Origin of the sequence: Parafilimonas sp. (assembly GCF_047606085.1) — a bacterium.
In the GTDB taxonomy this organism is placed as follows: Bacteria; Bacteroidota; Bacteroidia; order Chitinophagales; family Chitinophagaceae; genus Parafilimonas.
This window is the reverse complement of record NZ_JASGEX010000046.1, coordinates 1-13952: the sequence shown is the minus strand read 5'-3', so window position 1 is coordinate 13952 and position 13952 is coordinate 1. Positions and strand designations below refer to the sequence as shown.

The 13952-nt window shown below is 43.3% G+C and carries 10 protein-coding genes; 3 read left to right on the top strand and 7 right to left on the bottom strand.

The genetic code is table 11. From position 1 onward, the window contains the following. From QM629_RS03875 to QM629_RS03860, 4 genes are all read right to left on the bottom strand, one after another. On the bottom strand, window positions 1-1353 hold the full coding sequence (locus QM629_RS03875) for a glycoside hydrolase family 27 protein (protein ID WP_415157381.1): 1353 nt from the start codon (window positions 1351-1353) through the stop codon (window positions 1-3). Between the two features lie 162 nt (window positions 1354-1515). Next, window positions 1516-2217: an L-ribulose-5-phosphate 4-epimerase gene (locus tag QM629_RS03870; RefSeq protein WP_415157379.1), complete on the bottom strand. Its 702-nt coding sequence runs from the start codon at window positions 2215-2217 to the stop codon at window positions 1516-1518. Between the two features lie 546 nt (window positions 2218-2763). Next, complete coding sequence (locus QM629_RS03865; protein ID WP_415157377.1) at window positions 2764-4308, bottom strand: alpha-N-arabinofuranosidase; 1545 nt, start codon at window positions 4306-4308, stop codon at window positions 2764-2766. A 390-nt stretch (window positions 4309-4698) separates the two neighbouring features. Next, window positions 4699-6375, bottom strand: coding sequence for a ribulokinase (locus QM629_RS03860; RefSeq protein ID WP_415157375.1), 1677 nt, complete (start codon window positions 6373-6375; stop codon window positions 4699-4701). Window positions 6376-6648: 273 nt separating this feature from the next. On the opposite strand from QM629_RS03860, the gene QM629_RS03855 reads away from it, so the two are divergent. Next, the gene (locus tag QM629_RS03855; RefSeq protein ID WP_415157373.1) at window positions 6649-6852 is read left to right on the top strand and encodes a hypothetical protein; all 204 of its coding nucleotides are present in this window, start codon (window positions 6649-6651) and stop codon (window positions 6850-6852) included. A 148-nt stretch (window positions 6853-7000) separates the two neighbouring features. Here QM629_RS03855 and QM629_RS03850 read toward each other — a convergent pair whose 3' ends face one another. Next, complete coding sequence (locus QM629_RS03850) at window positions 7001-8161, bottom strand: cysteine desulfurase family protein (RefSeq protein ID WP_415157371.1); 1161 nt, start codon at window positions 8159-8161, stop codon at window positions 7001-7003. A 289-nt stretch (window positions 8162-8450) separates the two neighbouring features. On the opposite strand from QM629_RS03850, the gene QM629_RS03845 reads away from it, so the two are divergent. Then, on the top strand, window positions 8451-9701 hold the full coding sequence (locus tag QM629_RS03845) for a YeiH family protein (RefSeq protein WP_415157369.1): 1251 nt from the start codon (window positions 8451-8453) through the stop codon (window positions 9699-9701). Between the two features lie 116 nt (window positions 9702-9817). On the opposite strand, the gene QM629_RS03840 is transcribed toward QM629_RS03845, so the two are convergent. Beyond that, window positions 9818-10753 carry a 1-phosphofructokinase family hexose kinase gene (locus tag QM629_RS03840; RefSeq protein ID WP_415157367.1) on the bottom strand — a complete coding sequence of 312 codons (936 nt, stop codon included), beginning with the start codon at window positions 10751-10753 and terminating at the stop codon, window positions 9818-9820. 589 nt (window positions 10754-11342) lie between these two features. Between QM629_RS03840 and QM629_RS03835 the strand changes: the two genes are divergently transcribed. Then, window positions 11343-12413, top strand: a complete 1071-nt coding sequence (locus QM629_RS03835) for an IS4 family transposase (protein WP_415157421.1) — start codon at window positions 11343-11345, stop codon at window positions 12411-12413. Window positions 12414-12805: 392 nt separating this feature from the next. Here the strand turns inward: QM629_RS03835 and QM629_RS03830 are convergent, their stop codons facing one another. Next, window positions 12806-13672 (bottom strand): DUF808 domain-containing protein, encoded by an 867-nt coding sequence (locus tag QM629_RS03830; RefSeq protein WP_415157365.1) that lies wholly within the window; start codon window positions 13670-13672, stop codon window positions 12806-12808. Window positions 13673-13952: the final 280 nt, after the last annotated feature.

Here is a 13952-nt window from a genome sequence, read left to right as displayed (position 1 = left end):
TTATTTTTTTATTGATGATGCACGCAATAATAAACTGCCATGTGCATTTATTGTGTAGCCGAATTTGTTTTTGAATGTACCTAAATCCTTTCTCTGCCAAAGGTCTCTTAACAGCACATTGCCTTTTAAACCAATACCGGCAAAATCAATGCTGACAGCAGCGGGCTCATCTTTTAAATTGAATAAAGCGATATTTACATCGTTGCTGCCGGCTACATGCGAAACCCATATTGCCTTTGTGCTGTCCATAAAAATACATTGCGGATAAAGGGCGTTTTGATCAACCGAAAGCACTTCTTCATTCATTAATAAGCTGTCATCATACGGCCTGTTTTCAGGCATGTTGCCACCCATCATTAATGGTGACTGATAAATGCACCAAAAAGTAATATGCGTTTTTAATTCTTCATCTGTAAAGCGGCTGTACCGTTCGGGGCCAACCGGGCCGCGTTTTGATAACTTGCCAACCTGCAGCATATCACAATCCGGCCAATGACCAGGGCCGCCAGCGCCCTGCCATTGTTTGGCATAATTCATCATGGCGATTATCTCTTTCCAGTTATCCCAAAAATCATCGGCCATACGCCACATATTGGCAAACTGTTTTACATGCGCTGCATCTGCAACCGGCGTTGCGCCCGGCGATATGCTTAAAACAATTGGCCTGCCGCAATTGTCAATCGCTTTTTTGTAACCTTCAATTTCTGCTTTATGGTAAGGGCGGGAAATATCATCCACTTTTATAAAGTCAACATCCCATGAAGCGTATAATTGAAGCAATGAATTCAAATATTCCTGCGCACCTTTTTTGTTCATATCCAGGCCATACATGTGGTTCATCCATTCGCATTTGGATGTGGTATCGGCAATCATATCGGCTGTAATGCCATCAGCGCCCAGCACTTTTGTTTTTGCCCAAACCGCCTGTCTTGGTATGCCGCGCATAATGTGAATGCCAAATTTTAAACCTAATGAATGCACATAATCACTCAGCGGTTTAAAGCCTTTGTTTTGGAATGAAGAAGGAAACTTTGTTGCCTGCGGCATAAGCCTGCCGTATTCATCCATTGCCAGCCAGGGAATGTATGAACCATCGTACAAACGTTCCTGGAAAGGGTTACCGATTTTGCTGTATGGCGGGTTATCATACGCCCATAAAAAATCAACCACAATATATTGCCAGCCATATTGCTTTAAATGCTGCGCCATATAACCAGCATTTGCTTTCACTTCATCTTCATGCACAGCCGAGCCAAAACAATTATAGCTGTTCCAGCCGAGAGGAGGTTTTGATGCTTGTGTAAAGCCGCTTATGGAGATGAAGCAAAAAAGGAATGTTAGTAGCCTTTTCATTTTTATTTCGTCAAACGTGAATCGTCAAACGTGAAACCTTCGGAATTTGATTTTGTTTGCGTACACGTTTATTATTCTGTTTGTTTTTTTAATTTTTAATGTTAGAATTCAATTTTGAATTTAAGATCATCACGCCCTCGCATTCACGATTAACGTTTGACGTCACGCCTGTCCGTAATAACTGTTTGGCCCATGCTTTCTTTCAAAATGCTTGTTGATTAATGCATCTTTCATGCGTAAAACATTTGTATTAACAGATTCTGTTATGAAAGCCATTTTTGCCAACTGCTCCAGCACGGCACTGTTATATACGGCTTTTGCGGCTGTTTTAGCCCAGGTAAACGGCGCATGATTGCCCACCAAAATCATTTCCACATCAGTATAGCTTAAGTTCTTTTCCCTTAATGCATTGATGATCTGGAAACCTGTCTCGTATTCATAATCGCCTTTAATCATATCATCGCTCATGGGTGCGGCGCAGGGCACATCGGCTGTAAGATGGTCGGCATGCGTGGTGCCGTAAATGGGTATATCGCGCAGGCTTTGTGCCCAAGCGGTGGCATACGTTGAATGTGTATGCACAATACCGTTTATTTTTTCCCAATGCTTGTATAAAACAGCGTGTGTTGCTGTGTCTGATGAAGGGCGAAGACTGCCTTCCACCGTTTTGCCGTCAAAGTCAACAATCACCATTTTTTCCGGCGATAAATCTTCATACGGAACACCGCTTGGCTTAATGGCAAAAACGCTGAGGCTTCTGTCTGCGGCGCTTACGTTTCCAAATGTAAATAATACCAAACCCAAAGCCGGCAACTGCATATTGGCTTCAAAAGCTTCTTCCTGTATGTGTGTGTATTTGCTCATGCGTTTATTTGTTTCGTCAAACGTGAAAACTTCGAAGATTGATTATTGTTGTTGCCCGGCTAAAATATTTTCTTTTGGGCTAAAGCCCTTTATGGGCTTGCTTTTCACTAACCACAGGCTTAAGCCTGTGGTTATATATCTGAAACCTTGCACAATGGGCTTTAGCCCAAGTTATCCGGACAGCAATGATTGATTATTCTTATTAACACGTTTATTAACTGATTGTTTTTTTTAAAAATTGTTTGGATTAACCATTTAAAAAGCGCTTTGAACCGCAACCCATTGCTGCCATGAAAATATGCAGCACAAGTGTTGCGACGCAAGGAACCCTGCCTGACTGTGTCATGCAGGCAGGGATGCCATTTGTTCCTCTGCCGGTAACCAAACAAAAATCAAACAACTTTAGACCTCACCCCAGCCCTCTCCAAAGGAGAGGGAGCCGGAACCCAACCCGGCAAAGGGTTTCAATATGTTACAAATTGTTATACACTTCAAACCTTCACGCCCTTACATTCACGTTTCACGATTGACGCTTCACGTAACCAATCATTTCAATGTAATCAATGTTACGCTCATTGGCTGAAGGTTCACGCTTAAATCATTCCCATTCTTTTTAAAATCACTGAACGCCGCAGGCTTTACCTTATCCGGTTTATCAAATGTATTTACGTCAGCAAAACTCCCGGATGCAAGCACTTGCCCTTCCGCGGCTTTAAATGCAGCGCCACTCAAATCTGCATTCACCGTTATTTTATTTTTTGGATCAATGTTCACCAATGTTATATGAATAACGCCGTTGCTGTCTTTTGATGCTGATGCATTAACGGCCGGAATACTTTCATTGCCATATTTATAATCAGGGCTGAAAAAGTTTACGGGCAATAAAGTTGCATCCTGGTGATATTTGTACAGATCAAAAACATAGTATGTTGGTGTAAGCACCATTTTCTCTTTTTGCGTAAGCACCAGCGCCTGCAATACATTTACTGTTTGTGCAAGGTTGGCCATTCTTATGCGGTCGCAATGTTTGTTAAAGATGTTTAGTGAGGATGCGGCAATCAATGCATCGCGCAGGCTGTTTTGCTGGTATAAAAATGCCGGGTTGGTGCCAGGTTCCGCATCTGTCCAGATGCCCCATTCATCAACGCACAGGCTCACTTTTTTCCCAGGATCGTATTTATCCATGATGGCGCTGTGCTTATTGATAAGGTCTTCAATATGCAGGCAGTTTTTCAGCCCTTTAAAATATTCATCTTCCTTAAAATTGGTGGCGGCGCCTTTATGTTCCCAATTATTAACGAGGGTATAGTAGTGCATGGAAATGCCCCATAACTGCCCGGGATTTACATTCTTCATGCACACTTCCGTCCAGTTATAATCATCAGAATTGGCGCCGCTCATGATTTTCTTTAAAGGAGTGCCGGGATAGTCAAGGCAAAACGCAGCATAGCGTTTATAGAGGTCGGCGTAATATTCCGGCGTCATGTCGCCGCCACAGCCCCAGCTTTCGTTGCCCACCCCCCAGAAAGAAACTTTGTAAGGGTTCGTATGTCCGTTGGCGCGGCGCATTTCAGATAGAGCGCTTTTACCACCGAAGTTCAGGTATTCAATCCAGTCCATCATTTCACGCGGCGTGCCTGTACCCACATTACCGGCAATGTAGGGCTCGCAGTTTAGCAGGCCGCAAAGCTGCAAAAATTCATCGGTGCCAAAGCTGTTATCTTCAGGCACATTGCCCCAGGTTGAGTTGATGCGCATCGGTCTTTTAGCCACCGGGCCAATGCCATCGCTCCAGTTATACCTGTCAGCAAAACAGCCGCCCGGCCAGCGCAATAAGGGAATATTAATTTCCTTCAATGCATTCACCACATCAAGCCGTATGCGGCCTTGCTTCAGCACGTTTATCGTTGAATCTTCAAGGTAAAAACCATCATAAATACAGCGGCCGAGGTGTTCTGCAAAATGGCCGTAAATAAAACGGCTTATCTTGTCTTTGCCGGCATTGGCATTTACCTGCATGCTTACCGTTTGCTGCGAAAAAGCAGCGATGGAGAGATAAGCAATAAAAAATGTTGCGGCAATTTTTTTCATTGTATAAGCAAGGTTGTTATTGAAAATTGTTTGATTTATTTTTTTGGTTATCAGCCTATGGAACTCCGGTTAAGCTTCCCTGTGAACGCAGTTCGTGCAGGCAGGGTTGTGTCATCTATCCCGATTTTAATCGCGGGCTCCCTTGTACTGCATATTTTTATGGCGGCCGTAGTCCTCAGATTCTGCATTGGTTACTTATTCCGGCCGTATTGCATTTCACATTTTGACCTCACCTAAATCCTTTATGCGCTGCATATTTATTTTTTTAATTGTGCTTATGAATGCTTCGCATTTCCAAAGGAGAGGACTTGCAAACCCCTGATAATTTATAGAAACACGAAAAATAAATACTTCTTGCCCCTCTCAAAAGGAGAAGGGTTGGGGGTGAGGTTAACCTGTCATTCCCTCAACCAGTTTCCCAAACGCTTTATATTTCTCATACCGTTTATTATACACTTCCGCTTTGGCTGCATCGGGAAAATACGCTGTTTCAAAACCGCGGCCCATAGCAGCCATGGCATCTTCCACTTTATCATACAAGCCTGCTGCTGTTGCAGCAAACATGGCTGCGCCTGCGGCGCAGGTTTGTTCGCTTTTATGAATGCGGATGGGCATCTGCATTATATCGGCCATCATCTGCATAATAAACGGCGATTTTTTGGCAACGCCGCCAACACCAATCAAACCCCGCACTTCAATTTTTTCTTCCCTGAACCTTTCTACAATAGCCCTTGCGCCAAAGCAGGTAGCTTCGGCAACGGCTTTAAATAAACGCGGTGCATTGCTGCCTAAACTTAAGCCATAAAAAGCGCCCTCCAGCATTTGGTTAGCATCGGGTGTCCTGCGGCCGTTAAACCAGTCAACTGCCAGTTCATCGTCTTCCTGTACGCCAAGCTGCGCTGCATATTTTGATAGTTCCGCAATCAGTTTGCCTTCACTTTCTTCAATTATTTTTTTGCTTACATCTGCATCTGCAATCTCACTTTGAGCAAGCATTTGTTTCAAAGGCCACATCAGTAAATTCCTGAACCAGGCATACGCATCGCCAAATGCTGACTGGCCTGCTTCCAAACCCAGCATACCTGGAATAACAGAACCATGCACCTGCCCGCAAATACCTTTCACCAAAGTGCCTTGCACATCGGCTTCAGGGGCAACCAATATATCGCATGTTGATGTGCCCATTACTTTGCTTACATAATACGGTTCTATTTGCCCGCCCACAGCGCCCATGTGCGCATCAAAAGCGCCAATGCCAATCACCACACTGGTTGACAAACCCAGCCGTTCAGCCCATTCTTTTGAAAGTGTGCCGGCGCTTTCCGATGCTGTATAGGTTTTATCAAAAAGCCTCGCTGTAAAACCATCGAGCAACGGGTCTAACGATTTAAAAAATTCATTCGGCGGAAAGCCGCCAAATTCCTCTGCGAATAAAGCTTTATGGCCTGCAGAACATATACCTCTTTTCATAGCGGAAACATCATTGCCGCCTGTTAGAAGAAACGGTATCCAGTCGCAATGTTCAGCCAGCGAATAAGCAGCGTTTCTTATACTTTCATCTTCACGCAACACATGCAAGAGCTTTGCCCAAAACCATTCAGAAGAATAAATGCCGCCTACATATTGCAGGTAGTTTACATCAAATTTTTTGGCATGTTCATTTATTTCAGCCGCTTCTTTTACAGCCGTATGGTCTTTCCATAAAACAAACATGGCGTTGGGGTTCTCTTCAAAGCCGGCTGTAAGCGCCAGGGGCATTCCTTCTTTATTTACCAGAACAGGTGAAGATCCGGTAGTATCAACCGATATGGCTTTTATGTTAGCAGCCACATTAGGGCCGGCCTGCAGCAAACATTTTTTAATGGTTTCTTCAAGCCCTTCAATGTAGTCCAGCGGGTGCTGCCTGAAACGGTTTTCAGATGCATCGCAATACAACTGTTCTTTCCAGCGGGGATAATAAAAAACGGCAGCCGCCATTTCTTCTCCTGTTGCTGTATCTACAATTATGGAACGGACTGAATCTGTTCCATAGTCCACACCAATAACATACGAGGTATTTTTATTCATATCGCAAAACCTGCGTTAAGGGAGCAAGATAGGGGATAATGTTTAATTGTCAAAACAACAATTAAAAATTTGTAAATCGTCAAACGTGAAGGCATTGGAATTTGATTATTTATGATAACCTGTTGTTTTTTTTAGTGAAACTCAGAAACCCACCGCCGAAGGCGGTGGTAATGTGCTGCAGGCTGAGACGGAATTGTAGATTTGAAGGATGAGCAAATACAAGAAGCAGTCCCATGTAACTTTATACAACCAATATTTTTTTATACCAAACAAATGGCCCGGGGCATCTGGTTGTTTATTGCAGGTATTGTTATAAGCGAAATTTTATTAATGATGCAGGGGCTTGATGCCATCACTTACACCGGCGTTCCTTATATAAATGAGACGCTGCTGGGCGCTGCAGCCATCATGTTTGCCGGCATGCTGTTATTAAATGCCGGTACTAAGCATAAAAAATATGTGCTTACAAATAGCTAAGGCCTTCAGGGCAAATATTTTTGAGAGCCTATATTTATTGCCCGTTACATTAATGGGGGCCGTGCAGATGGCACTTGTTGTTCCTTTAACCGCTGCTTCCCGCAGTATCTCTCTACATGCGCAGATGCAATAAACTGAAGTGATACATTTAAGGATGCCATTCTTTGCGCAGCTTTTTAATGGTTTCAGTCATTATCTTAATGGCATAATCTATCTGCTTGTCATCCGTAAACCTTCCCAATCCAAAACGAAGGGAATTATTAGCCCGTTCATTACCCATACCCAAAGCTTTCAAAACATACGAAGGTTCAACCAATGCAGACGTACAGGCCGAACCCGATGAAGCGGCGATACTTTTACTGAAGCCTGTTAATAAGCGACTGGCAGAAACGCCTTCAAAATAAAGGTTGGTAACATGCGGCAAACGATGTTGTATGCTGCCGTTCACAAAAACATTATCCAATGGCAGCAAAGTGTTTTCAAAACGGTTGCGCAGTATGCGCAACCGTTCTGCTTCCGCATTCATTTCCATGGCACATAGTTCACAGGCCTTGCCAAAGCCAACGATGGCCGGCACATTCAATGTGCCGCTGCGCATATTATTTTCATGCCCGCCGCCATCCATTTGTGCAATAAGCCTGACCCGCGGATCTTTACGCCGCACATACAGAGCGCCAACGCCTTTGGGGCCGTACATTTTGTGGGCGGAGAAGGAGAGAAGGCTTATATCATCCTGGATTACATTAACCGGAATCTTACCTGCAGCCTGCGCCGCATCACAAAAAAATAAAACGTTATGCTTCTTTGCAACGGCTGCAATTTTTTGTATGGGCTGAATAACGCCGGTTTCATTGTTGGCATGCATTACGGCAATTAAAATGGTAGCGGGTTTAATATGGCTTTCAAGCTCCTCCATATCAATAAGGCCTTCGTTGTTTACAGGAAGATAAGTTATGGCAGCGCCAAGTTTCTCCAAATGTTTGCAGGTGTCTAAAACAGCTTTATGCTCTGTTGAAACAGTAATGATATGATTGCCTTTACTGCTGTAAGTTTCATGCACGCCTTTAAGGGCAAGGTTGATGCTTTCAGTAGCGCCTGAAGTAAAAATAATCTCTTTAGGATGTGAATTAATGAGCGATGCAAGCTGTTGCCGCGCCTGTTCTACTGCCTCTGATGCGGCCCAGCCATACGCATGGGTTCGGCTGGCGGCATTGCCAAATTGCCGGGTGAAATAAGGCAGCATCGTATCAAGCACACGCGGGTCAACGGGTGTGGTGGAATTATTATCAAGATAAACGGGCAACTGCATTGCTGCAAGTTAATACTTATGCGATTGCATATACAATTCAATACCGCTTGCTTAGCCCTGTTTGATCTCATCCTGAATCTCCCGTCTGCCGCCAGAAAGGCTTTCCCGGGAGAAAGGAGCTTTATAAATATTCCTTCAATAAACAAAATGATATCGAAATATAATTGGCTTTATGATAATGGTTTTATACGTGCCTGTTAGTTGCCTTTTCCCTATTATTTTAAACAGGATGTTTGCTATATTGCGAAGCCTGTTTATATGCGAAAAAATTTCTTAACCAGGCTGTTATATGAATAAACAAAAGCTTTTTATTTCAGAAGACTGGGTTGCCGTTATACTCGCGGCCATTATTATAGTTGTTGTTGCAACGGGCATATATCCGGTGCAGGCTGCCAATTACAATTGGGAGAATGCCGGTGAATTATCGTTGCGCATATTTACCGGCGCCAATTTAATGAATGTGCTTTGGCAGTTTGTTTTTGTATTGATCATTGCTGTTGCCGGCGCATGGCTTACGCGTAAGCCTTTACAATATTTCATGGCCACATTTACGCTGGTTTATATTATTACAGTGATCGCTATGATAATAGCAGGCAATGGTTTTGTAAAAACATTGAATCTTGAAACGGTTATATTCAGCCTTGCCATAGGGTTGTTTATTGGTAATATATTTTCATTGCCTCCATGGCTGAAGGAAAGTTTGTCAACGGAACTGTTTGTGAAAGTGGGTTTGGTATTGCTGGGTTGCAGCATCATATTCTCAGATATATTAAAGGCTGGTGTTTTAGGATTGGTGCAGGCTTTATTTGTAGTGGTTGCCGTATGGTATTTTGCTTACTGGGTTTGCCGGAAACTGAAAATAGATAACGAAATGACGATGATGCTGGCAAGCGCCGTTTCTATTTGCGGTGTTTCGGCGGCCATTGCAACGGCAGGCGCTATTAAGGGCGATACTAAAAAGCTGTCGTATGTAATATCGCTGGTACTGGTAACTGCTGTGCCTATGATGATAGCCATGCCCTATATAGCCGCATGGATGGGGCTTTCGCAGGAAGTTACCGGTGCATGGCTTGGCGGCACTATTGATACTACCGGCGCTGTAGTGGCTTCGGGCACCATGGTGGGGGAAACGGCCCTGAAAATAAGCACCATCGTTAAGTTTTCACAGAATGTATTATTGGGCATAGCTGCTTTTGCTATTTCGGTATATTGGACATATTCCAAAGCCGCGGGCAAAGAACAGGAGAAGCCAACATTGAAAACAATATGGGAACGCTTTCCAAAATTTGTAATTGGTTTTATAGCCGCTTCGGTGCTGTTTTCTTTTGTGATAGATGAGGAATTAATAAGCCAGGTAAAAAACCCGCTTAAGCACCTGCAATCTTTATGGTTTGCGCTTGCTTTTACAAGCATAGGCCTGGAAACCAGGTTTTCAGACCTTGCCAATACCAGTAACCGGAAACCGTTGTATGCTTTTCTTATTGCGCAATTATTTAATGTAATATTCACGCTTATCATTGCGCTGTTGCTGTTCAGATAGGCCGCTTTGTTATGCTATCAAATATAAACCAGCCACCGCAGAAGATTTTATTTTCGTATTTGGGTATTAAGGCCAAAGGCAACGGCTTAATCCTGTAAGCGGTGGAAGCGTTCCTGTTATTTTTCGCTGTTCCTGTTTATCCAATCGTATAATTTATATACATCTTCTTTTTTAAATAATTGTGTGCCTGCATTCATAGTGGCGGCGGTGCCGCAGGCCACACCAAAGCGCACCATTTCGGAGAGGGATTTACCCTGTTCAAGCATCCAGGCCATGCCGGCAACCATACTGTCGCCGGTGCCCACGGTCGTCCTTTTTTTTACGGTAGGCGCAGCTATTTTTTCAAGCCTGTCTTTTGTTACCAGCATAGCGCCTGCCGGTCCCATAGATACTACGATCACTTCACACCGGCCGCTGCTGATTAAATGTTTTGCGGCTTCATCCACCTCGCTTAATTCAAGATAAGATTTGCCGGCCAGCGAACATAGTTCAGAGAGGTTAGGTTTTAAAAGATAAACACCTTCCTGCACCGCAAGCCTTAACGGTTCGCCTGATGTGTCGGCAAAAAATTTTATATCTTTTTGTTTTGCGAGTTTTGATAAGCTGGCAAAGAAATTATCGGGCACACCGGGCTGCAGGCTGCCGCTTGCCACCATAATATCAGGAAAAGGATTCAGGGACTGGATGAGGCGCAGAAAATTTTCAATATCTGTTTCCGTAAGCCCCTGGCCCGGCATTACAAAACGGTATTGTGCATTGGATGAAGTTTCCTGTATGGTAATCGCTTCTCTTGTTTCTGAAGCAACGGGCAGGTTTTTGTAAACAATACCTTCTTTATCCAGCAGTTTCCTGAGAACCTCGCCATTGGTGCCGCCAACAGGGAAAACGGCCAGGCTTTTTCCGCCTAATTTTTGAATGGCCTTGCTTACGTTGATGCCTCCGCCGCCGGCTTCAATAGAGACAGGCGAACAACGCAATTTCTTTTCAGGCATTATTTTTTCTACGGAGGCGCTTTTGTCCAAAGCCGGGTTGATGGTGATGGTGGCGATCATGTTTTTGTTTTTAATTCAGCAATTGTTGTTGAGCAAAGCTAAATCAACAGGATTGTGTATAAATATCTGCGTGTTAATTGAATTATTTCGACTTCGATCAATACGAATAGTCTTCGGCTCCGCTCAGACTATTCGCAACCAATCATGCTGAAATAATTATGCCGTTTATTCCATCAAAATATTGAAATTAAGGCCAGCGCTATGGTTGTAAATAGCCATTTGAAAGCTGTGGAAAAATCATTAAAATTTTCATTGCCGCATTGCCCACATGTACCAGGTACGGCGGCCCGCACGCGAAGCGGGCGGGCCGAAGAAGGGGAATGCGAATACACTTATCTCATGATTTGCATTAATTCAGATAACCTTTACTATTGCCAAAGACAGGTTTCATTTACCTTTGCACCAGGTATTATGAACGATCCGCAATTCAATTTTCAGATAAAAAAGAAGATCATCCTGTTTCTGTCTATACTGGTTATTGGTATAATTGTTATTGCAATTTATACATGCAGGCATTAAGAAGGCCCTATGCAATGTCATTAACTTAAGGTTTTTTGGAAAAAGGCTGTTATTTTGTACAGTATAAGATATAAGGGATTATTTTCTTTCAGAATTTACAGACAAGAGCCTATCGGAGATTATTCAAACATTAAATATCAGGACAGAAGATGCAGCATTCAATTGCAAACACAAGGACACAGCAGCGTCCTTTACAAGACATAGGGTATTTAGTTTCAGGGTATTGCTTGTATTTCTGATGCGCAATCTTCAAAAATCTTTACAGCGTGAGATCGCCTGCTTTACAGAGGCCATGGAATCAGAGGGTGGAAGCATACCTGAAGTAAGCAAGGCGGCATTCTGCAAAGCCCGCAGGAAGCTAAATCCGTCAGCATTTGAAGAGTTATGCCAGATAGTATGTGATAAATTTTATGAAACGGCAGACTATAGCCGCTGGCATGGGCTGCGGGTACTGGCTGCTGATGGCAGCACAGCCGAACTGCCCAATAGTAATGAGATAAAGCAGGCGTATGGCGTGTTTAAAACCCGTTCAGATGGCAAAGAAATCTGTATGGGCCGTATGCTTACCCTTTATGATACGCTCAACCACATTACCCTTCATGGTGCATTAGGCACTATGCCATCATCAGAAACGTCCATGCTTTGGAAAGCCTTGCCGGAGCTGAACCTGCGCAGCAATGATGTGTTGGTTTTTGACCGTTACTACGCCGCTCATCTGCTTATGTTTTATCTGGCTCGGCGAGGGGCGCATTTTTGTTTTCGCATGAAAAAAGACTGGTGGAAAGTAATAGAGCAGTTTTACAATAGCGGGGAACAAAGCGGGCTTATAACGCTTACGCTGCCTGCTAAGGATAAGCAGGCGGCAGCAGAGCCCGGCATTACCCAAGCACACATACAGGTGCGCCTTGCCCGTATAGAATTAGAAAGTGGCGAAACAGAAATACTGCTCACCTCTTTTACCAATACCGAAGCCTTTAGTGTGGCTGATCTTAAAGAGCTCTATGGTTTGCGCTGGCCAATAGAGGACAGCTATAAGAGCTTTAAGCATAAAGTGTGCGTAGAGAATTTTTCGGGCAAATCCCGGCGTTCGGTATTACAGGATTTTTATGTGAAGTTGTTTATAATGAATCTACCGCAGTAGCTGTGCGCCCTATTAATGAGGCCTTAAAAAAGGAAGGGGTAAAGGTCAAATACCACCATCAGGTCAATTTTACCGAAGCTATCTTTAGTATGCGCAAAACAGTAGTATCTTTCTTTATAAGCGGCACCATTACACAAGCTGTGAAAAGGCGTTATCGCAGATTATTCAGTTCTACCGAAGCGGTGAGGCCCGGACGAAAATTTAAACGAACAAAGTTCCCAAAGAAAAAATTTCACATGAACTATAAACAAACGTAGAAGCTCTTAAGTTAATGACATTGAGGCGCCCTATGTTTAAAAGGTGTAGCATGGAGAAAACAGAACCGGCAGAGGCTTATTGTTTTTATGTGCGCTTTTTTGCGCTGTGCGAAAAATATCAAAAACCTGATTGTATCAGCGCCTGATTAATGCAAATGCTTTTTTGCCGCCTGTTATAATGGCCATGGCCATTAAGCCGGCAACTAAACCAAATAACAGTTCTTTTATAATTGATGGAATGCCCGGGAACAAGTGGTGGAAATAATCAACATAATGAATAAAGATGCCGCCTGAAACCATTAGTAAAGCAATTGTGCCAACAACGCCTAAGATTTTAATAATAACCGGTAAAGCCCTTACTAATAAATTTCCCAGTTTTGATAAAAAGCCTTTGCTGCCTGCATGCCTGATAAGTTTATACCCGGCATCGTCCATTCTTACAATAAGCGCTACAATGCCATATACGCCAATGGTGGCTAGCAGGGCAACTATGGCAACTGTTACTGCCTGAACGGCTAAGCTTTTATCTAAGACAGTTCCCAACGCAATGATCACGATCTCTATAGAAAGAATGAAATCTGTTGATATGGCCGATTTGATTTTGGCTTTTTCTGCATCACTGTTGTTTTCTTCTTTTTGCTTCATCACTTCATGGGCTTTTGCAGGACGGTGAAAAAGAAATTCAATAATTTTTTCAACGCCTTCATAAGCCAGGTATAACCCGCCTGCAATCAGTATCAGTTTTATGGCTGCAGGAAAAAAGATATTGAGCATGATGGCTATGGGAATAATGATCGCCTTATTCAGCAAAGAGCCTTTGGTGATGGCCCATAACACAGGCAGTTCTCTTGAAGACAAAAAACCGGTAGCTTTTTCTGCATTAACGGCCAGGTCGTCGCCCAGTATGCCTGCTGTTTTGCCTGTAGCCACTTTGCTTGCCGCCGCCACATCGTCCATTAACGCTCCTATATCATCCAGAATTGCGAAAAAGCCTGATGCCATACTTGTATGTATTGATAAAGGCGTAAAAATATCAATTTAAGGCATGGCTTGCTTTGCGAATGTTGATTGGTGAATTTTTAAAACATACCGGCCTGACGCCTTTGAGGTCTTCAAAAGCGTCAGGCCGGTACCGGGAACATTATTTGAAGCCTGAGAAGCTGTCTAGAAATGATTTCAGGAATTTTGTATAGTAGCAAAAACAGCTATTTTTTATTGGCTTTGACATCAAATTCAGCGAAATCATCCAATTTTTTCTATTTAAAAATGGCAATGGTGATTG

Bases quoted from the DNA above. Each gene is read 5' to 3' on its own strand.
- QM629_RS03855 (WP_415157373.1), top strand. From the start codon at position 6,649: ATGGCCCGGGGCATCTGGTTGTTTATTGCAGGTATTGTTATAAGCGAA.
- QM629_RS03865 (WP_415157377.1), bottom strand. From the start codon at position 4,308: ATGAAAAAAATTGCCGCAACATTTTTTATTGCTTATCTCTCCATCGCT.
- QM629_RS03850 (WP_415157371.1), bottom strand. From the start codon at position 8,161: ATGCAGTTGCCCGTTTATCTTGATAATAATTCCACCACACCCGTTGAC.
- QM629_RS03870 (WP_415157379.1), bottom strand. From the start codon at position 2,217: ATGAGCAAATACACACACATACAGGAAGAAGCTTTTGAAGCCAATATG.
- QM629_RS03875 (WP_415157381.1), bottom strand. From the start codon at position 1,353: ATGAAAAGGCTACTAACATTCCTTTTTTGCTTCATCTCCATAAGCGGC.
- QM629_RS03830 (WP_415157365.1), bottom strand. From the start codon at position 13,672: ATGGCATCAGGCTTTTTCGCAATTCTGGATGATATAGGAGCGTTAATG.
- QM629_RS03840 (WP_415157367.1), bottom strand. From the start codon at position 10,753: ATGATCGCCACCATCACCATCAACCCGGCTTTGGACAAAAGCGCCTCC.
- QM629_RS03860 (WP_415157375.1), bottom strand. From the start codon at position 6,375: ATGAATAAAAATACCTCGTATGTTATTGGTGTGGACTATGGAACAGAT.
- QM629_RS03845 (WP_415157369.1), top strand. From the start codon at position 8,451: ATGAATAAACAAAAGCTTTTTATTTCAGAAGACTGGGTTGCCGTTATA.